Genomic DNA, 21,374 nt, shown 5'->3' on the forward strand with positions numbered 1-21,374 from the left:
CGCAATCCGCAATGCCGACATCCCTCCGCACCGCCTATCGCGAGCGCCTGGCCCAGGGCGAGATCAGGCCCGACGTCGCCCAGGCCGCTGCGGTCGAGGCCCTGTCGCGCCTGGAAGCGGATCTCGACGCCGCCGGCGAGCCGGGCTTCTCGTTCTTTGGCCGCAAGCCCAAGAGCCAGCGCGGCGTCTACCTTTGGGGGCCGGTCGGTCGGGGCAAGTCCATGGTCATGGACCTGTTCTTCGATAGCGCGCCGGTGGCCAAGAAGCGCCGCATCCACTTCCACGCGTTCATGGCCGAGGTGCACGCCGACATCGACGCCTGGCGCAAGGGCGACGCCGCCGCGCGCAAGGCGCGCTTTGGCCAGCACAAGGGCGACGACCCCGTCGCGCCGACCGCCGAACGGATCGCCGGCGAGGCGCGCCTGCTGTGCTTCGACGAATTGCGGGTCACCGACATCGCCGACGCCATGATCCTGGGGCGTTTATTTGAGGCCCTGTTCGCCCGGGGCGTGACCCTGGTGGCGACGTCCAACCGGCCGCCCGAGGACCTCTACAAGGACGGCCTGAACCGCCAGCTCTTCCTGCCCTTCATCGATATGCTGAAGTCGGCGATGGATGTCGTGGCGGTGCGAGGTCCGGTGGATTTCCGCCTGGATCGTTTGCGCGCGGCGCGGACCTGGCTGGCGCCAAACGACAAGGCCAGCCAGGCCGAGTTCGACCGCCTCTGGGCCGACATGTTGGATGGCGCGCCGGAGACAGGCGCCACGCTGGAAGTGCTCGGGCGGAAGATGCGGTTGCCGCGCGCCGCCGGCGGGCTGGTGCGGTCGTCGTTCGCGAGCCTGTGCCAGCAGGCCCTGGGGCCTCAGGACTATCTCGCTGTCGCCGAGCGGTTCCATACCATCTTCCTCGAAGACGTGCCCTGCCTGACCCCCGCGCGTCGCGACGCCGCTCGGCGGTTCAACACTCTGGTCGACGCGCTCTACGAGGCTGACGTCAAGCTGGTGGCTTTGGCCGAGGCCGAGCCGGAGCAGCTCTATCCGGAAGGGGATGGGGCCTTCGAGTTCGAGCGGACCGTCTCGCGCCTGCAGGAAATGCGGTCCGCCGACTATGTCGGCCGGGTCCGGGACTAGGAGGCGCTGATGTCGGTGAAGGATCGCATTCGAGTCCGTGAAACCAGGCTCCTCTCCGACAACTGGTACGTTCTGCGCACGACCACCTTCGACTGGAAACGCCGCGATGGGACGTGGCAGACCCAGTCGCGCGAGCACTACGATCGCGGCAATGGCGCTGTCCTGCTGCCCTACAATCTCGCCAACCGGACGGTGCTGCTGGTCAAGCAGTTCCGCTATCCGGCCTTCGTCAACGGTCATGACGACCTGCTGATCGAAGCCGCCGCCGGCCTGCTGGACGACGCCGAGCCCGAGGTCCGCATCCGGGCCGAGGTCGAGGAAGAGCTGGGCTATCGCCTGGGAGCGGTCCGCAAGGTCTTTGAAGCCTTCATGAGTCCAGGCTCGGTCACCGAGATCCTGCACTTCTTCGTCGCGGAGTACGACGCCACGATGCGCGTCGGCGCAGGCGGCGGCCATCCCGACGAGGGCGAGGATATCGAGGTGCTGGAGCTCCCGATCGCCGAGGCCCTGGCGATGGTCGGCGACGGCCGCATCAGGGACGCCAAGACCATCATGCTCCTGCAGCACCTGGCCCTGCAAACCTTGCGCGACTAGGGCTTCCCTGGAGCGTATCGCACAAGCGCCTCAGGCTTGATCGCGGACCAATGGGGTCTCGAACCGCGTGACCAGACCGTCGGGCGCGTAGTCGGCCTCGACCCAGCCTCGAAGCTCGCCGGTGATGCTGCGCTCGATCAGCCGCGACCCGAATCCGCGCCGCTCCGGCATGACGACAGCCGGGCCGCCGGTCTCGCGCCATTCGAACCGCAGCACGTCATTGCTTGTCGACCAGGTCAGGATCAACTTTCCCGCCGTCGCAAGCGCTCCGTACTTCGCGGCGTTGGTGGCCAGTTCATGGAAGACCATGCCCAGGGATAAGGCCACCCGCGCCGGCAGGTGGACGTCCGGACCCTTCATCTCCACCCGCTCGGGGCCGTAGGGACCGAGCTCCTGCAGCAGGATCGGGCGCAGGCCCGCGCCCGCCCAGTGACTATCGGTGAGGGCGTTATGGGTCTGGGACAGCGCAAGCAGCCGGGACTCGAAGGCGGTCGCAAAAGTCTCGGGGTCGCGCGCCCCGCGGAGCGTCTGCTGCGCGATGGCCTGGACGGTCGCCAGCGTATTCTTCACGCGATGGTTCAGTTCGTCGAGCAAAAGGCGCTGGCGCTCATCGGCCTGCACCTGTTCCGTCATGTCGATTCCTTCGACGAAGACGCCGGCCACGGCGCCGTCGACCTCAATGATGGGCTGGTAGACGAAGTCCAGATAGCGCTCCTCCAGCGGCGCTCCGGCTTCCCGCTGCAGCGCGACCTTGACGCGCCGGCCGACGAACGCCTCTCGCGTCTTCAAGACTTGGTCCAGCAGGGCCACGAAGCCCTGTTCCACGACCTCCGGCAGCGCGACCTCGAGTGGCAGCCCTGTCACGTCGCGATGCCCGATCAGTTGGGTGTACGCATTGTTGGCAAGATCGAAGATATGGTTGGGACCTCGCAGTACGGCCATGAAGCTGGGCGCCTGCATGAACAGGGTGCGGAGCTGCCTGATCTGGGTCTGCACCGTCTCGGCGCGGCGCAAGACATCGTCCCCCAAGCGCGCAGCGGACGATCTCTGGCCTAGTGCGGCGTCCTTCAGTCTCTGGATCGCGGTGACATCCTGGGTGTGCTGCAGAATGAAACGGGTTGCGCCGGTCGCGTCGGGGATCGGCGTATGGGTGGCGCTCCAGATGCGGTCTTCGAAGCCGCCGCCCAACTGGGCCGGACGCTCGATTGCATAGTGGATGAGAGGAAGTTCATCGACTTCGCCTGTGTCACGCGCCCGCGTGATCGAGGCTTCCAGCTCATGTCGATTGGCGCCTTCGGATGGAAACGCGTCGAAGAGGTAGCGCCCCTCCAGCGCCGTCCAGTTTCGACCGACCGTGCGAAGGTAAGCAGGGTTGGCCGCGACATAACGGAGGTCCCTATCGAGCAGCATATAGGGCGAGGGGATGCGATCGAAGATTTCGCGGAAGTCGATCGCGTTGGTCATGCTGTTTCCCCCGAAGCAACCGACCCTAACGCAGCGCGCGTTCGGATTGTTCCGCTTTACTTCCCAAAACCGCCTTGAGAACGTTTCTCAATAGGGCGCCGTTTAATTGACACCCCCGTCCTCGCGCTTAAAAGCATCCCGCAACGCACAAAGGCTACTGGGGTTGGACCTCTCATGACCGACACGAGCCGGGGGCTGCCTGAGCGCCCGATGTCGCCGCACCTGCAAGTGTGGCGCTGGCATATCACGATGGCCTGCTCGATCCTGCACCGCGGTTGCGTCGTTGGCCTGTGGGCCGGCGCCGTGATCCTGGCGGGCTGGGCCGCGGCGCTGGCCGCTGGGCCCGACGCCTATGCAAGCTATGTCGGCTTGCTGGGCTCGCCGATCGGCAAGCTGGTCCTGCTGGGCGAGACGTTCGCGGTCTTCTTCAACGTCGCCTACACGATCCGTCAGACCTTCTGGGACGCCGGCAAAGGCTTCGCCCCGCGCACGGCTGACATGACCGGCGCCATGGCCATCGCTTTCGCAGTGGCGGCGACGATTGTCACCTGGGTTATCGCCGGCGGCATCGGAGCGTTCTGATCATGAGCAAGAAAGACCTCTTTCAGCCCCAGCAGTTTCGCACGCCTCTGTCGCGCGCCCGGGGCATGGGCGCTTCGCGTCACGGCGTCAGCCACTTCATCACCGAGCGCGTCTCGGGCCTGGCGCTGGCGCCGCTGACGGTTTGGGGTGTCTATTCGGCCCTCAAGCAGGTGCGGGCGCCGCACGATGTCGTCGCCCACTGGATCGCTCAGCCGGTCAACGCCGTCCTTTTGAGCCTGCTGCTGATCGCCGCTTTGGTGCACCTTCAGAGCGCCGTTCAGGTGGTGATCGAAGACTATATCGAGCGCTTCACGACCAAGACCGCCCTGGTGATCGGCAACCTGTTCGTCTGCGTGCTGGCCGGCGCCGTGGGGGTCTTCTCGATCCTCAAGGTCGCCCTGACCGTGACCGGAGCCTAATTGATGTCGGCCTACAAGTTCATTGACCACAAGTTCGACGTCGTCGTCGTCGGCGCGGGCGGCTCTGGCCTTCGCGCCGCGCTCGGCGCCGCCCAGGCCGGCCTCAAGACCGCCTGCATCACCAAGGTCTTTCCGACCCGCAGTCACACTGTGGCCGCGCAGGGCGGCATCTCGGCCTCGCTGGGCAATATGGGCCAGGACGACTGGCGCTGGCACATGTTCGACACCGTCAAGGGTTCGGACTGGCTGGGCGACCAGGACGCCATCGAGTATCTGACCCGCAACGCGCCAGCGGCGGTCTATGAACTCGAGCACTGGGGCGTGCCCTTCTCGCGCACGGCGGACGGCAAGATCTATCAGCGCGCCTTCGGCGGCATGACCAAGAACTTCGGCGAAGGCCCGATTCAGCGCACCTGCGCGGCGGCCGACCGGACCGGTCACGCCATGCTGCACACGATGTACGGCCAGTCGCTGGCCCATGACACCGAGTTCTTCATCGAGTACTTCGCCCTCGACCTGATCATGGACGACGGCGTCTGCCGCGGCGTGACCGCGTGGAAGCTCGACGACGGCACCCTGCACCGCTTCCAGGCCCAGATGGTGATCCTGGCGACTGGCGGGTACGGCCGCGCCTACTTCTCGGCGACCTCGGCCCACACCTGCACGGGCGACGGCAACGCCATGGCCCTGCGCGCCGGCCTGCCGCTGCAGGACATGGAGTTCGTGCAGTTCCACCCCACCGGCATCTACGGCGCCGGCTGCCTGATCACCGAAGGCGCGCGCGGCGAAGGCGGCTACCTGACCAATTCGGAAGGCGAGCGCTTCATGGAGCGCTATGCGCCGACCGTGAAGGACCTGGCCCCGCGTGACATGGTCAGCCGCGCGATGACCATCGAGATCCGCGAAGGTCGCGGCGTGGGTCCGAACAAGGACCACATCTTCCTGCACTTGGATCACCTGGATCCCAAGATTCTGGCCGAGCGTCTGCCGGGCATCTCGGAAACGGCGAAGGTCTTCGCTGGTGTCGACGTCACCAAGGCGCCGATCCCGGTGCTGCCGACCGTCCACTACAACATGGGCGGCATCCCGACGAACTATCACGGCGAAGTCGTCACCAAGTCGGGCGACAATCCCGACCAGGTCATCCCCGGTCTGATGGCCGTGGGCGAGGCCGCCTGCGTGTCGGTGCACGGCGCCAACCGCCTGGGCTCCAACTCGCTGATCGACCTTGTCGTGTTCGGTCGCGCCGCGGCCCTGCGCTGCGCCGAGATCCTCAAGCCGGGCGCCAAGCAGCCCGAGCTGAAGGACGCCCAGACCGAAGCCCACCTGGCCCGCTTCGACCGCTTCCGTAACGCCTCGGGCTCGACCGGCACCGCCGAACTGCGCCTTGAGATGCAAAAGGCGATGCAGGAAGACGCCGCCGTGTTCCGCACGGGCGAGAGCCTGGACAGCGGCGTCAAGCGCCTGCAGGCCGTCTGGGACAAGAAGGCCGATCTCAAGGTCAGCGATCGCGGTCTGGTGTGGAACACCGACCTGATGGAGACCCTGGAGTTCGACAATCTGATCGGTCAGGCGGTGGTCACGGTGAACGGCGCGGCCAACCGCACCGAAAGCCGCGGCGCTCACGCCCGCGAGGATTTCTCGGATCGCAACGACACCGAATGGATGAAGCACACCCTGGCGTGGCTCGAGCTCGACACCGGCAAGGTGAAGATCGACTACCGTCCGGTCCACAGCTACACCATGTCGGACGACATCGCTTACATCCCGCCGAAGCAACGGGTCTACTGAGGGTACGATGGTCGAACTCGCACTCCCCAAGAACTCGCAGGTCAAGTCGGGCAAGCACTGGCCCGCTCCGGCCGGCGCCAAGAAGGTCAAGACCTTCAAGATCTATCGCTACGATCCGGAAACGGGCGGCAACCCGCGCTGGGACACCTATGACGTCGATGTCGACGCCGTCGGCCCGATGGTCCTGGACGCTCTGCTGTACATCAAGAACAACATCGACCCGACCCTGGCCTTCCGCCGGTCGTGCCGGGAAGGCGTCTGCGGCTCGTGCTCGATGAACATCGGCGGCCGCAACACCCTGGCCTGCACCCACGGCTGGGCCGAAGTGCCGGGCAAAGCCGTCCAGATCAGCCCGCTGCCGCACATGCCGGTGGTCAAGGACCTGATCCCGGACCTGACGCTGTTCTACGCCCAGTACGCCTCGATCGAGCCCTGGCTGCACACCGACACGCCTGAGCCTCAGACCGAGTGGAAGCAAAGCCCCGAGGATCGCGAAAAGCTCGACGGTCTCTATGAGTGCATTCTCTGCGCCTGCTGTTCGACCTCGTGCCCCAGCTACTGGTGGAACGGTGACAAGTATCTTGGCCCGGCCGCCCTGCTGCACGCGTATCGTTGGCTGATTGACAGCCGCGACGAGGCCACCGGTGATCGCCTCGACGCGCTCGAGGATCCCTTCAAGCTCTATCGTTGCCACACGATCATGAACTGCGCCCAGGTCTGCCCGAAGGGGTTGAACCCGGCGAAGGCGATCGCCGAAATCAAGAAGATGATGGTCGAGCGCGTCGTCTGACGCGCCTTCCAGGCAGACAAAGGTGGGGCGGCTTCGGAGACGAGCCGCCCCATTCTGTATCCGCCTCTATCGAAGGCGCTTGCCAATAGGTGACGCCGGCGTCATTTTTGACGAAAGGGAGGGCGTCATTGAGCGCTAACGTCAATCAGCACGCATGCGTCGTCATCGTCGGCGCGGGTCACGCAGGCGGCTCGGTCGCCGCGTTCCTGCGCCAGTATGGTCACGAGGGCCGGATCGTCCTGATTGGGGACGAGCCGCTACTGCCCTATCAGCGCCCTCCGCTGTCGAAGGCCTGGCTGAAGGGCGAGGCCGACGCCGACTCGCTGTCGCTCAAGCCCGCCGACTGGTACGCCGAGAACAACGTGATGCTGCGCCTGGGCGGCGTCGCCGAACGGATCAACCGGTCTGAAAAGACCGTGACCTTGGCCTCGGGCGAGGTAATCCCCTACGATTTCCTGGTCCTGGCTACCGGCGCCCGAGCGCGCGAACTGCCAATCCCGGGGGCGGATCTCGCCGGGGTCCTGGCCCTTCGCACGGCCGCCGACGCTGAGTTGTTGAAGAACGCCCTGGGCCCGGACAAGCGCCTGGCTGTCGTCGGCGGCGGATATGTCGGTCTTGAGGCGGCCGCTTCGGCCCGCGCCTTGGGCAGTCACGCCATGGTCATCGAGCGCGAGAGCCGCGTTCTGGCCCGTGTCGCCTGCGAGACTCTGTCGCATTTCTTCCAAGACTATCACGGCAAGCACGGCGTCGCGTTCGAGCTGAACGCCGGCGTCGCGGCCTTTGAGGGCCGGGACGGTCACGTGACAGGCGTACGTTTCACCGATGGCCGTGTCGTGGCCTGCGACGTCGCCCTCGTTGGCGTCGGGGCGATCCCGAACGACGAGTTGGCCAAGGACGCCGGCCTTTCCACCGTCAACGGCGTGGTGGTCGATCTCGAAGCGCGCACCGACGATCCCTCGATCTTCGCGATTGGCGACGTCACGCACCGTCCGCTACCGCTGTACGACCGTCAGTTCCGGCTGGAGAGCGTTCCCAACGCGCTTGAACAGGCCAAGCAGGCGGCCTCTGCGATTCTGGGGCGTCCGGGACCGGCCCCCGAGACGCCCTGGTTCTGGTCGGACCAGTACGATCTCAAGCTACAGATCGCCGGCCTGCCGTTCGACGCCGATCGCCAAGTGGTGCGCGGCGACGTGGCGGCCGCCAAGTTCGCGGTCTTCCATCTTAAGGGCGACTTGATCCAGGCTGTGGAGGCGGTGAACGCCCCGCCGGAGTTCATGGCCGGCAAGCAGCTGATCGCCAAGCGCACGCCGGTCAACGCTGGCAAGCTCGCCGATCCGTCGGTGTCCATGAAAGAGGTGGCGGCCTAGGGTCGCCCTACAGAGAGAGCCTTCCAGGGGTAACGGGAAACAAATGGCCAAGATCACCTACATCCAGCACGACGGCGTCGAGCAAGTCATCGACGTCAAGCCGGGCCTGACCGTCATGGAAGGCGCCGTGAAGAACAATGTCCCGGGCATCGACGCTGATTGTGGCGGCGCCTGCGCCTGCGCGACGTGCCACGTCTATGTCGACGAAGCCTGGCTCGATAAGACCGGTGACAAGTCGGCCATGGAAGAGTCGATGCTGGACTTCGCCGAGAACGTCGAACCCAACAGCCGTCTATCGTGCCAGATCAAGGTCAGCGATGCGCTGGACGGCTTGATCGTTCGTCTCCCGGAAAGCCAGCACTAGCCCGACGAATGGAGCCCGGCGCCTCGGGCTCCATAGGCGTCCGTTAAGGACGCCGTCAAAAGAGCGTCGTTATATTGTCGCGAGGGGGTTGCCAGCCGGCGGTTGGCCGACTAGATCACCGCCTCGCTCGGAACGGCATCGCGACCGGACGACGCGGCTCCCGAAAGGGAGTTGCATCGGCCCAGACGCTTCGCTAGAAACCGCGCTCCAATCGACTCGATGATGGATCCGCAAGGGCGGCTTCGGCGGCCCAGGGATCCTCTTTTGTCTCTTCGATACCTGGTTTTCCGGAGTGTCGAAAAAGCCGAAAAGAGTTGGTTGACTTCGGAATGTCACTTCATTAGAAGCGCCGCTCCGAACATCGCCGCCAAGATTTCGCAAGAATTCAGCGGCGCGATGTAAGGTCTAGTTACTTGATGTTTTGAAGTTTCTTCAAATAATCGGTTGACTAGGCTGGCTAGCTTCTCTAGAAGCTAGCAGCTCTGGCGGTTCCGGTTTTTCCGGGTCCGCCGCTCCGGTTCGAAAAGTTTTGAAAAAAACGATTTGACACGGAAAACGAGGTTGGATAGATAGCCGCCTCCGCCGACATCGGGTGTTAAACGATGGGGTCGCCGGGAGGTGGCTCGGGTCTTTGACATTGTTGAATTGGAAAGAGAAACGCAGGCGGCGGCGCTCTGGCGATGACCTTCGGGTCATCAACTGACGCTGACGAATGCGGTCTCTTGAAGAAGACACCATTACGCCGGTTGGCCTTCGGGTCGATCGAGTGATGGGAACTCGTCAAGAAACTATGCAAACCAGATACCTGATCCTGGGTTTTCCCCTGGGATTGGAAGTCTGAAGTCAATGTCAACTCAACCTGAGAGTTTGATCCTGGCTCAGAGCGAACGCTGGCGGCAGGCCTAACACATGCAAGTCGAACGGATCCTTCGGGATTAGTGGCGGACGGGTGAGTAACACGTGGGAACGTGCCCTTTGGTTCGGAACAACTCAGGGAAACTTGAGCTAATACCGGATGTGCCCTTCGGGGGAAAGATTTATCGCCATTGGAGCGGCCCGCGTCTGATTAGCTAGTTGGTGAGGTAAAGGCTCACCAAGGCGACGATCAGTAGCTGGTCTGAGAGGATGATCAGCCACATTGGGACTGAGACACGGCCCAAACTCCTACGGGAGGCAGCAGTGGGGAATCTTGCGCAATGGGCGAAAGCCTGACGCAGCCATGCCGCGTGAATGATGAAGGTCTTAGGATTGTAAAATTCTTTCACCGGGGACGATAATGACGGTACCCGGAGAAGAAGCCCCGGCTAACTTCGTGCCAGCAGCCGCGGTAATACGAAGGGGGCTAGCGTTGCTCGGAATTACTGGGCGTAAAGGGAGCGTAGGCGGACTGTTTAGTCAGAGGTGAAAGCCCAGGGCTCAACCTTGGAATTGCCTTTGATACTGGCAGTCTTGAGTACGGAAGAGGTATGTGGAACTCCGAGTGTAGAGGTGAAATTCGTAGATATTCGGAAGAACACCAGTGGCGAAGGCGACATACTGGTCCGTTACTGACGCTGAGGCTCGAAAGCGTGGGGAGCAAACAGGATTAGATACCCTGGTAGTCCACGCCGTAAACGATGAGTGCTAGTTGTCGGCATGCATGCATGTCGGTGACGCAGCTAACGCATTAAGCACTCCGCCTGGGGAGTACGGTCGCAAGATTAAAACTCAAAGGAATTGACGGGGGCCCGCACAAGCGGTGGAGCATGTGGTTTAATTCGAAGCAACGCGCAGAACCTTACCACCTTTTGACATGCCTGGACCGCCACAGAGATGTGGTTTTCCCTTCGGGGACTGGGACACAGGTGCTGCATGGCTGTCGTCAGCTCGTGTCGTGAGATGTTGGGTTAAGTCCCGCAACGAGCGCAACCCTCGCGATTAGTTGCCATCAGGTTTGGCTGGGCACTCTAATCGTACTGCCGGAGTTAATCCGGAGGAAGGCGGGGATGACGTCAAGTCCTCATGGCCCTTACAAGGTGGGCTACACACGTGCTACAATGGCGACTACAGAGGGCTGCAATCCCGCGAGGGGGAGCCAATCCCTAAAAGTCGTCTCAGTTCGGATTGTTCTCTGCAACTCGAGAGCATGAAGTTGGAATCGCTAGTAATCGCGGATCAGCATGCCGCGGTGAATACGTTCCCGGGCCTTGTACACACCGCCCGTCACACCATGGGAGTTGGCTTTACCCGAAGGCGCTGCGCTAACCGCAAGGGGGCAGGCGACCACGGTAGGGTCAGCGACTGGGGTGAAGTCGTAACAAGGTAGCCGTAGGGGAACCTGCGGCTGGATCACCTCCTTTCTAAGGATGCCTCTCCAAGCTCTCACGGGCTTATTGAGGCTCCAGACACGGTCGCTAGACGACCAAAAATGAGCGGATCGCCGCCGTCTTCGTTTCTCTTTCCACTCACTTGGTTCCGTTAGGGATCAAGTCGATCGCGAGCCCGGAGGCGGACGCCTGCGAAGGCCGTCATAGGCCTGTAGCTCAGGTGGTTAGAGCGTACGCCTGATAAGCGTAAGGTCGGCAGTTCGAGTCTGCCCAGGCCTACCACTCTTTCTTCTGATGCTTCGGATCACGACCAGCTCTCCTGGCTAACCCAGATCTCTTGAAAAAGAGGGGCCATAGCTCAGTTGGTAGAGCGCCTGCTTTGCAAGCAGGATGTCGTCGGTTCGAATCCGTCTGGCTCCACCATCTCTCCTCCCGATGAGGATTGAGATTGATCTCGCGATTGGAATGACAAGTTTGCACCGGCTTTTGAGCCGGCTGCGAAATGACATTGTGAAGGCAGGGTTCTCCCGCCGACCGCAGCTCACCCCTGGGATGCGGATCCGGTTTAAGGGCGGACTTAAGAAGACATCATTGTCTGACTAAAGGTAGAGCTCATGCTCAGGCCTCCCCGCGCGATGCGGCGAGGGCTGATTTAAGCATGGGTTTTGCTGAGAACGATCAAGCGCATAAGGGCTTCTGACGGATGCCTTGGCATTGAGAGGCGATGAAGGACGTGGCACGCTGCGATAAGAGCCGGGGAGGCGCGAGCACCCTTTGATCCGGCTATCTCCGAATGGGGAAACCCACCTTTATGGTCACCCGACTTTGCTTTGCCTTCGGGCAAGGCGACGATCGGTTGATCAGACAAGGTATAATGACCTGAATACATAGGGTTCATTAAGCAAACCCGGGGAACTGAAACATCTCAGTACCCGGAGGAAAGGACATCAACCGAGACTCCCGTAGTAGTGGCGAGCGAACCGGGACCAGGCCAGTGCTGTCGTGACATAAAGCTGAATGTGTTGGGAAACACAGCCATAGTGGGTGATAGCCCCGTAAGCGTCAAATAGCGACAGACGCGAGTAGGGCGGGACACGTGAAATCCTGTCTGAACATGGGGGGACCACCCTCCAAGCCTAAGTACTCCTCAATGACCGATAGCGAACAAGTACCGTGAGGGAAAGGTGAAAAGCACCCCGACAAGGGGAGTGAAACAGAACCTGAAATCGGAAGCCTACAAGCAGTCGGAGCCACCGAGCGTGGTGACGGCGTACCTTTTGTATAATGGGTCAGCGACTTCATGTGCCGTGCAAGCTTAAGCCGTTAGGTGTAGGCGCAGCGAAAGCGAGTCTGAATAGGGCGAATAAGTACGTCGCATGACGACCCGAAACCAGGTGATCTATCCATGAGCAGGTTGAAGGTAAGGTAACACTTACTGGAGGACCGAACCGGTGAATGTTGAAAAATTCTCGGATGACTTGTGGATAGGGGTGAAAGGCCAATCAAACCTGGACATAGCTGGTTCTCCGCGAAAACTATTTAGGTAGTGCCTCGGACGAATTCCTTGGGGGGTAGAGCACTGAATGGATGCGGGCGGCGCGAGCTGTACCAATTCTAATCAAACTCCGAATACCCAAGAGAACTATCCGGGAGACACACGGCGGGTGCTAACGTCCGTCGTGAAAAGGGAAACAACCCTAACCATCATCTAAGGCCCCCAAGTACTGGCTAAGTGGGAAACGATGTGGGTTTGCTTTGACAACCAGGATGTTGGCTTAGAAGCAGCCATCATTTAAAGAAAGCGTAACAGCTCACTGGTCAAGCGAACCTGCGCGGAAAATGTAACGGGGCTAAAGCCAGTCGCCGAAGGTATGGGTGTGCGTAAGCACGCGGTAGCGGAGCGTTCCGTAAGCCGATGAAGGTGAGGCGTGAGCCTTGCTGGAGGTATCGGAAGTGAGAATGCTGACATGAGTAGCGATAAAGAGGGTGAGAGACCCTCTCGCCGAAAGCCCAAGGGTTCCTGCGTAAAGCTAATCTGCGCAGGGTTAGTCGGCCCCTAAGGCGAGGCCGAAAGGCGTAGTCGATGGGAATCAGGTGAATATTCCTGAACCAGTTGGAAGTGACGGATCTGGTAAATTGTCAGGGCTTATTGGATTGCTCCTGGCAGTGAACAGGTCCCTGGAAATAACTCCAACGGAGACCGTACCCGAAACCGACACAGGTGGGCAGGTAGAGTATACCAAGGCGCTTGAGAGAACTATGCTGAAGGAACTCGGCAAATTGCACGCGTAACTTCGGGATAAGCGTGACTCTCTTTTGGGCAACCAGATGAGAGTGGCACAAGCCAGGGGGTAGCGACTGTTTATCAAAAACACAGGGCTCTGCGAAGCCGCAAGGCGACGTATAGGGTCTGACGCCTGCCCGGTGCCTGAAGGTTAAAAGGAGGGGTGCAAGCTCTGAATTGAAGCCCAGGTAAACGGCGGCCGTAACTATAACGGTCCTAAGGTAGCGAAATTCCTTGTCGGGTAAGTTCCGACCTGCACGAATGGCGTAACGACTTCCCCACTGTCTCCAGCATAGGCTCAGCGAAATTGAATTCCCCGTGAAGATGCGGGGTTCCCGCGGTCAGACGGAAAGACCCTATGAACCTTTACTGCAGCTTCGCCTTGGCGTTAGCAGCAACATGTGTAGGATAGGTGGGAGGCTATGAAACCGGGGCGCCAGTTCCGGCGGAGCCATCCTTGAAATACCACCCTTATTGTTGCTGACGTCTAACCGCGGCCCGTTATCCGGGTCCGGGACATGGCGTGGCGGGCAGTTTGACTGGGGCGGTCGCCTCCCAAAGTGTAACGGAGGCGCGCGATGGTGGGCTCAGACCGGTCGGAAATCGGTCGTCGAGTGCAATGGCATAAGCCCGCCTGACTGCGAGACTGACAAGTCGAGCAGAGACGAAAGTCGGCCATAGTGATCCGGTGGTCCTGCGTGGAAGGGCCATCGCTCAACGAATAAAAGGTACTCTAGGGATAACAGGCTGATTTTGCCCAAGAGTCCATATCGACGGCAAAGTTTGGCACCTCGATGTCGGCTCATCACATCCTGGGGCTGGAGCAGGTCCCAAGGGTTCGGCTGTTCGCCGATTAAAGTGGTACGTGAGCTGGGTTCAGAACGTCGTGAGACAGTTTGGTCCCTATCTGCCGTGGGTGTACGAGACTTGAGAGGATCTGTCCCTAGTACGAGAGGACCGGGATGGACACACCTCTGGTGGACCTGTCATGGCGCCAGCTGTGCAGCAGGGTAGCTAAGTGTGGAATAGATAACCGCTGAAAGCATCTAAGCGGGAAACTAACCTCAAAACAAGGTCTCGCTGAGAGCCGTGGAAGACCACCACGTTGATAGGCCGGGTGTGGAAGTGCGGCGACGCATGGAGCTTACCGGTACTAATAGCTCGATAGGCTTGATCGTTCTTCAGTCAAACCCATGCACAAGCATGGCTCTACTTCAGACACTGATGTCTTCTTCACAATCACTGCCCTCGAAAGAGGGCTGTCGATATCCTTTTCGCTGACCTGGTGGCTTTGCCGGGGGTTCCCCACCCGATCCCATTCCGAACTCGGTCGTTAAGTCCCCCTGGGCCAATGGTACTTCGTCTCAAGGCGCGGGAGAGTAGGTCGCCGCCAGGTCCGCCAAAAGGATATCAATCACAAGTCCACGAACCCTCCCTCACAATCAACAAACACCCTGACGCGGGGTGGAGCAGCCCGGTAGCTCGTCAGGCTCATAACCTGAAGGTCACAGGTTCAAATCCTGTCCCCGCACCCAGTGGTCTGATCGTAAGCAAACCGCCTTCGGGCGGTTTTTTGCGTTTAGCGTTCCCTCACCATAACGGATCGGCCGCTACGAGATGGCTCAGCGCTTCCCGGGCGGCCTGGACTAGCTCAGCCTCCTCGTCGGGGAGTACGACCCGGGCGGCGTTGAGAGCGAGCGCGGGGTCCCCATGAGCTGCGGTGTCCACCAAGGCCTTGCGTACAGCGCGATCGTTCAAAGCCCCCAACGTGTCCTGGACCGCCTTGGCGGCTTCGAGCAGACGTTCCGCCCGACGCGGATGTTCAGGAAACAGCGCCGCGAGGTCCTCGAGGGCGTAGCGCAGGGTCTTACCCTTCAGGCGCAGCTTGTGCCGTCCATGCGCGTCGAGCTCGTCGAACCGCTTGGCGGTCTTGCGGATCCGCCGGCTGTGACGGGCGAGCGCTTCGGCGGCGAAGACCCTGGCGGACTCGTTGCGCCGATCGGCGAGGCCAGGATCAGACGTCCAGGCGCCGGCTTCGAGCCAGGCGGCGGCGTCCAGCAACACACCCCGCGCGCGCGGGCTCTCCAACGCCGCTTCCATGCGCAGGTAGGCGCTGGCCCGGGCGGCGTTCAGGCCGCGTTCGAAGGCGTCGCGGCCCTCGAAGATCGCGCCCTGGGCCGAGCCCTCCCACACCTCGCCGATGAAGACGTCGAGATCGCGCGCCGCGTCCAGTTCGCCGGCCAGCCAGGCGAGTTCCGTGTCAAGCGCGCGCGCGGCGTCGTCGCCGGCGAGAGGCTTGAAGATCTTCAGCATCGCCCGCAGGCGGCGGGTCGCGACGCGGGCCCGGTGTACGCCATCGGGGGCCGGTCGTTCGCGCAGGGCCTCCAGCGCCGCGCAGAGCTGGGCCAGGCCCGCCTGGCCGATCGTCTGCAGGGCCTCGCCCACCGTCGCGCCGGTGGCCAGGGCCACCGGGCGGCGACGCGGCGTCGGCGTCGCGTCCCCGGCCGCCAGACTATAGCCGCGCTCGGCCTTGCTGATCAGCGACAGGCGCAACGGCGCATGCCGGGCCAGGGTGCGCGCCAGATCGAACAGCGCCTGCGCCTCGCCCGCCTTCAATTCGAGCTCGAGCTCGCAGACGACCGCGTGGCGGTCCCCGGCGCTGAGCTCGCCGCGATCCAGCGCCACCTCGATCAGTGTCTCGCCGACGCGGACGAGGCGGATCACCCGCTCTACCCGCGTGGTGAACACCGGCGCCAGCGCCGCTTCGGCCAGTATCTGGGCCACCGGCGTGCGGGCCAGGGCGCCGCGATCGGGGGCGGGGCCGGCGATCGTCTCCTCCCATTCGCCGCGCGAGAACACCCCGCCGGCCGAGGCCGATTTCAGGGTCTGCTTGCGCCCGCCCTCGCCGTCGCGCACCCGCAGGCCAAAGCCGGCCCGGCGCAGCGCATGATCGGCGGTGTCGTAGTAGGTGGCGTCGAGCTGGCGCACCGCGCCCTCGCCGTCCAGGGCGCCAAGGATCGCCTCGGCCGCCTCGGGCGGGATCAGGAACTTCAGCTCGATCTCGCGATCCATGATCGGAGCCTCTTCAACCGCCGCGCCCGGCCCGTCGCCATGACCTCTAGCGGAACTCTTGCCAACCGTCATGCGTCGGTCCAAACGTCCCGGCCATGAGTGAGATCAACGCTTCCCCCTGCCACGACTGGACGCTTGCCGAGGTCGAGGCGCTGTTCGCCCTGCCGTTCATGGAACTTGTGTTCCAGGCCGCCAACGTCCACCGCGCCCACTTCGATCCTTCCGAGATCCAGCTGTCGCAGCTGTTGTCGGTCAAGACCGGCGGCTGCGCCGAGAACTGCGGCTATTGCAGCCAGTCGGCCCACTTCAAGACCGGCCTCAAGGCCGAGAAGCTGATGGCCGCCGACGACGTGGTGGCCAAGGCCCGCGCGGCCCGCGACGGCGGCGCCCAGCGCTTCTGCATGGGCGCAGCCTGGCGCGAGCTGAAGGACCGCGACCTGCCCAAGCTCACCGAAATGATCGGCGAGGTGAAGGCCCTGGGCCTGGAGACCTGCGCCACGCTCGGCATGCTGACCGCCGACCAGGCGAAAGCCCTGAAGGCCGCCGGCCTCGACTACTACAACCACAACCTCGACACCGGTCCCGACTACTACAAGGACGTGGTGACCACGCGCACCTATCAGGAGCGCCTCGACACCCTGGCCCATGTGCGCGACGCCGGCATGAGCACGTGCTGCGGCGGCATCGTCGGGATGGGCGAGCAGCGCCGCGACCGCGCCGGCCTGCTGCACCAGCTGGCCACCCTGCCGGCCCACCCCGACAGCCTGCCGATCAATGGCCTCGTCCCGGTCAGCGGCACCCCGCTGGGCGACAAGGTCCTGTCGGAAGGCAAGGCCATCGACGCCATCGAGTTCGTCCGCACCATCGCGGTCGCCCGCATCGTCTGCCCCAAGTCCATGGTCCGCCTGTCGGCCGGTCGCGAAGGCATGAGCCGCGAGCTGCAGGCCCTGTGCTTCATGGCCGGCGCCAACTCGATCTTCGTCGGCGGCAAGCTCCTGACCACCCCGCTGCCCGGCCAGGACGAGGACAGCGCCCTGTTCCAGGACCTGGACCTCAAGCCCATGGGCGGCGCCGTCCGGGTCGAGGCCAAGGCCGACGCCGGCCTGGTGGCGGCGGAGTAGGGCGGCCGCTCAATCCTCCCCCTGGCGGCGGAGGTGTCCGCGCAGAGGACGGAGGGGGAAGTCCTGCTGACCCCCCTCTGTCGTCCCTTCGGGCCGACACCTCCCCCGCTGGGGGGAGGATTTGCGACATGCGTCCGCCGCTTCACGCGATCACTCGCTGAAGGTCTGGAAAGGGACGCGGAGCGCCGGACATCCGTCCGGAGTTGATTGATAAATACCGTTTCGACGAAGCCCGACGCTCCGCGCAGCCGTTGTCCGCCAGCGTCCCGGGAAGGTGGCCCTGTTCAGGCCTTGTCGGGACCCGGGCGCTTCCGTTTCCGGCAGCGCCCGGTGATCGAAGAGGGACGAACCCTTTCCCTCGACCACGCCGACGGCGGGCGGGCCTGACCAGCATCAGGTCCCCGGACCGTCCGAGTAACCCCCTCGAACCTGTCCCCGCTCGACCGCCCCCCGCCGCCGCAAATGGTCGCTGGCCATGCGCCCTTTCCTCGCGACGAGGTGAGACCAGTATGGGGCGGGTCTCAACGCCGGGGACAAGTCTGGGCGTAAAAGTGAGAAGCGATTGATTTCATTGAGATCGTCTTCGTCAATTCCGAGCGTTCACGCCCGCCAATCCCCATAACCCGTGTCATCCCGGGCGGCGAAGCCGACCCGGGACCCAGGGGTTGCAAGAGCGCCGCGCTTCGTCACCCCCTGGGTCCCGGCGCTCCGCGCTGCGCGCTGCGGCCGGGATGACACGGTATGTCTGGCGGACGTTGTGCGTCTCTCCTCTCCCTTTGGGAGAGGGATTTCTCCGCGCTCCCCTGTCGGCTTTCGCCCGCCTCGTCCGTCCTTGGCCAAAACGGAGAGGCCCACCGCATGCGCGAGAAGATCATCCCCTGGGCCGGCTGGATGCTGACCGGCGCCTTTTCCCTGTTCATCGCCGGGGCGTCGATCGCGCCCAAGCTGCTGCATCACCCGGCGGCGACCACCACCTTGCAGGCCCTGGGCTGGGACCCGCGCCATACGCTGATGATCGGGCTGGTGGAGCTTGCGTGCCTGGTGCTTTACCTCGTTCCGCCCACGCGCCTCTTGGGCGCGGTGCTGTTCACCGGCCTCCTGGGCGGGGCGATGGCGACCCAGATCCGGGCCGCGAGCCCGCTGTTCAGCCACACCCTGTTTGGCCTGTATCTGGGTGTCTTCCTGTGGGGCGGCCTGTGGCTGCGCGACCCGGCGCTGCGGGCGCTGTTCCCGGTGCGGCGGGGCCCGCGCCTCGACGGCTGAGGCGCGCGCGCCCCCCCTGGCCCCTGCGCCGTTTGCCGCTAACCTGCCAGCCCAACGAAGAGAGACGGCGGGAGGGGCCGAACCGACATGGCGCGCTGGATTTTCAGGATCGCGGCGATCTATGGGCTGATCGCCCTGACGCCGCTCTATTTTCTGGAGGCCCGGGTTGCGGCCCCGGCCCCGCTGCTGGCCCATCCCGAGCACTTCTACGGCTTCATTGGCACCGCCCTGGCCGCCCAGGTGATGTTCCTGGTCATCGCCAGCGACCCGGCGCGCTACCGGCCGCTGATGCTGGCCGGCGTGCTGGAGAAGCTGGCCTTCGGGGTTCCGGTCTGGTGGCTGTGGACCCAAGGCCGCGTCATCGCCCCGACCCTGGTGTTCGCCAGCATCGACCTGACCCTGGCCGCCCTGTTCCTGTGGGCCTGGCGCCGCACGCCGAAGACGGCGGGGTAGGGGAGAAGCGGCCGGAGGGGACGTTCTGCTGGTCCGCCCCTTCCCGTCAGACCGGTTCCCTCTCCCAGCGGGAGAGGGTGGCCCCGGCGAAAGCCGGGGTCGGGAGAGGGGTTACGCGGTCTGCCGCCCTGCCGGCGCGCCGTCGGGCGCCGTACCCCCTCACCCCGACCCTCTCCCCATGGGAGAGGGCTTCACACCCGCCAAGCCCGTCGTCATCCCACGTTTCATGGGCGGGACCCATTTGTCCGCCGCACGGGCGGAGATCACCCGCGCTCTCATGTGTGAAAGCTGAACCATGGGTCCCGCGCTTAAAGCGCGGGATGACGGTGTTTATGATTGGAAAGGTCAGTGAAAAGCCGACCGCCTTGAGGTCGGGCCAAGCCTTACATCTCTTGGAGGCTGCAGCGTGCTGGACGGGCCGGGTGGGTCAAGAGACCCGGTTCCCTCTCCCAGCGGGAGAGGGTGGCCCCGGCGAAAGCCGGGGTCGGGAGAGGGGTTACGCGGTCTTCCGCCCTGCCGGCCCGCCGTCGGACGCCGTACCCCCTCACCCCGACCCTCTCCCCATGGGAGAGGGGGCTGGGCGGCGGCGCGAAGCGCAGTACTTGAGCAACCGGGGTCTGCCAAGCGATCGTCTCGCCGTGAGATATAAGGAGGGCGCGTCGCCTTCCGGGGCGACATCGAAGAGGTGTCGGAGAGTGGCAGGGCTCGAACCTGCGACCCCCCGATTACCGATCGGGTGCTCTACCGCTGAGCTACACCCTGATAGGAGCGTTGCACGCCCCTGTCTCCTATATGGTGTGCATGTAGCATTCCGCAAGCTCAGCGTGCTGCAGTCCTATTCCATTAATTTGTACCAGTCTCGGATGGCGAGCTTCAATCGGATCGCTTCCTCCTCTGGGAGGAAGTTACAATGCGCGATCGGTCCTCGAACCAAGTTCAGGCGATTGATGACCCGAAGTACTCGATTTCGAGTTGCGTTTGAGAACATGCCTGAGAATGTATCCCAGTTATCCCGGACAATCTCGCCCAACTCACCGAATGTTGTGTAGTCTATTAGCCTGTCCGACCTGGGTGGTAGGCCTTCTGAAGCTTCTCGGTCGTAGTTCTTCTGAGCGTTATCTCGCACGGCTTGAGGTACAGCGGTTTTCCACCACTCACGGCCTTTCGCGTCGATCATTGTGGACTCGATAAGGTCCCGCATGTCATTTTCGAGCGCATAGAAAAGCTTGTAGAACTCGCTCATTCGCTCCGCATCTTGCAGCGTCTCAAAATCCACTTGCTTAAGGTAGTCTGCTACCAGTGAGTCAGCTTGTGCTTCGAGCGCTCCCCGAGTTTTCCCTACGCGCTGCTCCGAGAAGGCGGAGCGTAATCCATGAGTAATGATTGCGCTTTTTAGAATAAAAAGCTCTATGTCGCGCTCGATGCTCATCGTAGAAGATTGTCGCGAAGGCTTTTGAATATGGCATTGAATACAGCAATATTCTCTGTCTCAGGTAGAACAATGTTTATCTGATACGAAAGGCCAATCTTTCCCCTGAAGGGAGGGTTGTCTTCGTGATTGGTCTCTCCGGTGCTATCGCGGCCATTTTCCTGTTTGGATGGGTCGTCGTTCTGGGAAACATCCCCCGAGATGAAGCCTCTTATTGCATCGAAAGACGCATACATGAGGCGAACGATGGAGTCCGTCTTCTTTAGGCCGGTAATCTCGACAATTGTGTCTTTTACCGAGGCTTCGTCTGCTTTGTGAATATATTCGTTGCGCTTAAAAAGTTCGCCGAAGGCATTTTTCAGTCCTTCGTAGGCCGCTTGAGACCGGCCGCTATCAGTTTTAAATTTTGAATAGAGGATAGTAGGCGTTCCATCTGCATTGATGAACTGCATCTTTTTCAAGAATGGTGGGACAGCCCGGGCGGATCCGCCTGTCAATTTGAGTATGGTTTCCATGTAGTTCGCGCCAAAATTATCTGGGCGCTCGGCAGGTATTATTAGTTCTAGCGCCTTCTTCAAGACGCCTGGAGACGTGCTGTAAGGAATGCCGCCTTTAATCTCGCGGCGCTCGGATTTTTCTTTGCCGTTCTCAGTGCTGTCAGATTGGTCCGAACTAACCTGCTCGGAATTTTCGCCTGTGCCTTTAGCCATCTCCGTCTCCCTTGGATTGAGCATAGCTAAAGTGAGCGTTGCTGCAATGTTACTTTGCGCGGAATGCGGGAGGTGGTTTGGGGGTACATCTTGTTTGTCTAACAACCACCCTTCCCCCCACGCCCCATCTCCGCTACACCGCCCCCGCAATGACCCGCACGCCGCACCATCACGGCCACCACCACCATCCGACCTCGCCTCGCGGGATCGGCCGGGTCCGCGCGCTCTAAAGCCG

Annotated in this window: 14 protein-coding genes, 4 tRNA genes, 3 rRNA genes and 5 pseudogenes; 18 read left to right on the forward strand and 8 right to left on the reverse strand. The window is 62.6% G+C overall.

Annotated features, from left to right (window positions below):
- The first annotated feature begins 11 nt into the window (after window positions 1-11).
- The gene (zapE, locus tag CSW63_RS02345) at window positions 12-1,130 is read left to right on the forward strand and encodes a cell division protein ZapE (RefSeq protein ID WP_062095920.1); all 1,119 of its coding nucleotides are present in this window, start codon (window positions 12-14) and stop codon (window positions 1,128-1,130) included.
- 9 nt (window positions 1,131-1,139) lie between these two features.
- Window positions 1,140-1,724 (forward strand): NUDIX domain-containing protein, encoded by a 585-nt coding sequence (locus CSW63_RS02350; RefSeq protein WP_062095922.1) that lies wholly within the window; start codon window positions 1,140-1,142, stop codon window positions 1,722-1,724.
- Between the two features lie 30 nt (window positions 1,725-1,754).
- On the opposite strand, the gene CSW63_RS02355 is transcribed toward CSW63_RS02350, so the two are convergent.
- A complete protein-coding gene (locus tag CSW63_RS02355; RefSeq protein WP_062095924.1) occupies window positions 1,755-3,188 on the reverse strand; it encodes a sensor histidine kinase in 1,434 nt (477 codons plus the stop codon).
- A 174-nt stretch (window positions 3,189-3,362) separates the two neighbouring features.
- On the opposite strand from CSW63_RS02355, the gene sdhC reads away from it, so the two are divergent.
- The 12 genes from sdhC to CSW63_RS02425 all read left to right on the forward strand — a co-directional run bounded on the left by sdhC (window position 3,363) and on the right by CSW63_RS02425 (window position 14,626).
- Window positions 3,363-3,770 (forward strand): succinate dehydrogenase, cytochrome b556 subunit, encoded by a 408-nt coding sequence (gene sdhC, locus CSW63_RS02360; protein ID WP_062095926.1) that lies wholly within the window; start codon window positions 3,363-3,365, stop codon window positions 3,768-3,770.
- Entirely contained in the window at window positions 3,737-4,189 is a 453-nt protein-coding gene (gene sdhD / locus CSW63_RS02365) for a succinate dehydrogenase, hydrophobic membrane anchor protein (protein ID WP_168193727.1), read from the forward strand. The genes sdhC and sdhD overlap by 34 nt, the downstream gene beginning before the upstream one ends.
- Before the next feature lie 3 nt (window positions 4,190-4,192).
- The gene (sdhA, locus tag CSW63_RS02370) at window positions 4,193-5,980 is read left to right on the forward strand and encodes a succinate dehydrogenase flavoprotein subunit (RefSeq protein ID WP_062095929.1); all 1,788 of its coding nucleotides are present in this window, start codon (window positions 4,193-4,195) and stop codon (window positions 5,978-5,980) included.
- Window positions 5,981-5,987: 7 nt separating this feature from the next.
- Entirely contained in the window at window positions 5,988-6,770 is a 783-nt protein-coding gene (locus CSW63_RS02375) for a succinate dehydrogenase iron-sulfur subunit (RefSeq protein ID WP_062095931.1), read from the forward strand.
- A 128-nt stretch (window positions 6,771-6,898) separates the two neighbouring features.
- Window positions 6,899-8,137, forward strand: coding sequence for an NAD(P)/FAD-dependent oxidoreductase (locus CSW63_RS02380; RefSeq protein ID WP_062095932.1), 1,239 nt, complete (start codon window positions 6,899-6,901; stop codon window positions 8,135-8,137).
- A gap of 43 nt (window positions 8,138-8,180) precedes the next feature.
- Complete coding sequence (locus CSW63_RS02385) at window positions 8,181-8,501, forward strand: 2Fe-2S iron-sulfur cluster-binding protein (RefSeq protein WP_062095934.1); 321 nt, start codon at window positions 8,181-8,183, stop codon at window positions 8,499-8,501.
- Between the two features lie 855 nt (window positions 8,502-9,356).
- Window positions 9,357-10,840 (forward strand): 16S ribosomal RNA (locus CSW63_RS02400).
- Between the two features lie 172 nt (window positions 10,841-11,012).
- Window positions 11,013-11,089, forward strand: a tRNA-Ile gene (locus tag CSW63_RS02405).
- A gap of 65 nt (window positions 11,090-11,154) precedes the next feature.
- Window positions 11,155-11,230: transfer RNA gene (locus CSW63_RS02410), tRNA-Ala, on the forward strand.
- Window positions 11,231-11,483: 253 nt separating this feature from the next.
- A 23S ribosomal RNA gene (locus CSW63_RS02415) occupies window positions 11,484-14,269 on the forward strand.
- 103 nt (window positions 14,270-14,372) lie between these two features.
- Window positions 14,373-14,487 (forward strand): 5S ribosomal RNA (gene rrf, locus CSW63_RS02420).
- The 16S, 23S and 5S rRNA genes sit together here with 3 tRNA genes alongside, the layout of an rRNA operon.
- 62 nt (window positions 14,488-14,549) lie before the next feature.
- Window positions 14,550-14,626, forward strand: a tRNA-Met gene (locus CSW63_RS02425).
- Window positions 14,627-14,681: 55 nt separating this feature from the next.
- On the opposite strand, the gene CSW63_RS02430 is transcribed toward CSW63_RS02425, so the two are convergent.
- The gene (locus CSW63_RS02430) at window positions 14,682-16,163 is read right to left on the reverse strand and encodes an inorganic triphosphatase (protein ID WP_099502898.1); all 1,482 of its coding nucleotides are present in this window, start codon (window positions 16,161-16,163) and stop codon (window positions 14,682-14,684) included.
- A gap of 95 nt (window positions 16,164-16,258) precedes the next feature.
- Here CSW63_RS02430 and bioB point away from each other — a divergent pair, with 95 nt between their 5' ends.
- On the forward strand, window positions 16,259-17,284 hold the full coding sequence (bioB, locus tag CSW63_RS02435) for a biotin synthase BioB (RefSeq protein ID WP_099502896.1): 1,026 nt from the start codon (window positions 16,259-16,261) through the stop codon (window positions 17,282-17,284).
- A 133-nt stretch (window positions 17,285-17,417) separates the two neighbouring features.
- A pseudogene (locus CSW63_RS23625) lies at window positions 17,418-17,587 on the forward strand (hypothetical protein); the annotation flags it as partial.
- Here the strand turns inward: CSW63_RS23625 and CSW63_RS24055 are convergent.
- Together CSW63_RS24055 and CSW63_RS02445 are read right to left on the reverse strand one after the other, a co-directional pair.
- Window positions 17,579-17,792 (reverse strand): annotated as a pseudogene (locus CSW63_RS24055) (hypothetical protein); the annotation flags it as partial. The pseudogenes CSW63_RS23625 and CSW63_RS24055 overlap by 9 nt on opposite strands.
- A 78-nt stretch (window positions 17,793-17,870) precedes the next feature.
- Window positions 17,871-18,022, reverse strand: a pseudogene (locus CSW63_RS02445) (hypothetical protein).
- Between the two features lie 60 nt (window positions 18,023-18,082).
- Between CSW63_RS02445 and CSW63_RS02450 the strand changes: the two are divergent.
- Window positions 18,083-18,547: pseudogene (locus CSW63_RS02450) on the forward strand (DoxX family protein); the annotation flags it as partial.
- 87 nt (window positions 18,548-18,634) lie between these two features.
- On the forward strand, window positions 18,635-19,000 hold the full coding sequence (locus tag CSW63_RS02455) for a hypothetical protein (RefSeq protein WP_062098601.1): 366 nt from the start codon (window positions 18,635-18,637) through the stop codon (window positions 18,998-19,000).
- A 578-nt stretch (window positions 19,001-19,578) separates the two neighbouring features.
- On the opposite strand, the pseudogene CSW63_RS24060 reads toward CSW63_RS02455, so the two are convergent.
- From CSW63_RS24060 to CSW63_RS02470, 4 genes and pseudogenes are all read right to left on the reverse strand, one after another.
- Window positions 19,579-19,678 (reverse strand): annotated as a pseudogene (locus CSW63_RS24060) (hypothetical protein); the annotation flags it as partial.
- Window positions 19,679-19,689: 11 nt separating this feature from the next.
- A tRNA-Thr gene (locus CSW63_RS02460) sits at window positions 19,690-19,760 on the reverse strand.
- A 75-nt stretch (window positions 19,761-19,835) separates the two neighbouring features.
- A complete protein-coding gene (locus tag CSW63_RS02465; RefSeq protein ID WP_062095111.1) occupies window positions 19,836-20,429 on the reverse strand; it encodes a Swt1 family HEPN domain-containing protein in 594 nt (197 codons plus the stop codon).
- Complete coding sequence (locus CSW63_RS02470; protein WP_127846925.1) at window positions 20,426-21,139, reverse strand: DUF5343 domain-containing protein; 714 nt, start codon at window positions 21,137-21,139, stop codon at window positions 20,426-20,428. The genes CSW63_RS02465 and CSW63_RS02470 overlap by 4 nt, the downstream gene beginning before the upstream one ends.
- Between the last annotated feature and the right edge of the window lie 235 nt (window positions 21,140-21,374).

The sequence above is a fragment of the Caulobacter sp. FWC26 genome (assembly GCF_002742645.2).
In the GTDB taxonomy this organism is placed as follows: domain Bacteria; phylum Pseudomonadota; class Alphaproteobacteria; order Caulobacterales; family Caulobacteraceae; genus Caulobacter.

Excerpts from the sequence above, each read along its gene's own strand:
- zapE (WP_062095920.1), top strand. The coding sequence starts at position 12 with ATGCCGACATCCCTCCGCACCGCCTATCGCGAGCGCCTGGCCCAGGGC.
- CSW63_RS02350 (WP_062095922.1), top strand. The coding sequence starts at position 1,140 with ATGTCGGTGAAGGATCGCATTCGAGTCCGTGAAACCAGGCTCCTCTCC.
- CSW63_RS02355 (WP_062095924.1), bottom strand. The coding sequence starts at position 3,188 with ATGACCAACGCGATCGACTTCCGCGAAATCTTCGATCGCATCCCCTCG.
- sdhC (WP_062095926.1), top strand. The coding sequence starts at position 3,363 with ATGACCGACACGAGCCGGGGGCTGCCTGAGCGCCCGATGTCGCCGCAC.
- sdhA (WP_062095929.1), top strand. The coding sequence starts at position 4,193 with ATGTCGGCCTACAAGTTCATTGACCACAAGTTCGACGTCGTCGTCGTC.
- CSW63_RS02375 (WP_062095931.1), top strand. The coding sequence starts at position 5,988 with ATGGTCGAACTCGCACTCCCCAAGAACTCGCAGGTCAAGTCGGGCAAG.
- CSW63_RS02385 (WP_062095934.1), top strand. The coding sequence starts at position 8,181 with ATGGCCAAGATCACCTACATCCAGCACGACGGCGTCGAGCAAGTCATC.
- CSW63_RS02430 (WP_099502898.1), bottom strand. The coding sequence starts at position 16,163 with ATGGATCGCGAGATCGAGCTGAAGTTCCTGATCCCGCCCGAGGCGGCC.
- bioB (WP_099502896.1), top strand. The coding sequence starts at position 16,259 with ATGAGTGAGATCAACGCTTCCCCCTGCCACGACTGGACGCTTGCCGAG.
- CSW63_RS02455 (WP_062098601.1), top strand. The coding sequence starts at position 18,635 with ATGGCGCGCTGGATTTTCAGGATCGCGGCGATCTATGGGCTGATCGCC.
- CSW63_RS02465 (WP_062095111.1), bottom strand. The coding sequence starts at position 20,429 with ATGAGCATCGAGCGCGACATAGAGCTTTTTATTCTAAAAAGCGCAATC.
- CSW63_RS02470 (WP_127846925.1), bottom strand. The coding sequence starts at position 21,139 with ATGGCTAAAGGCACAGGCGAAAATTCCGAGCAGGTTAGTTCGGACCAA.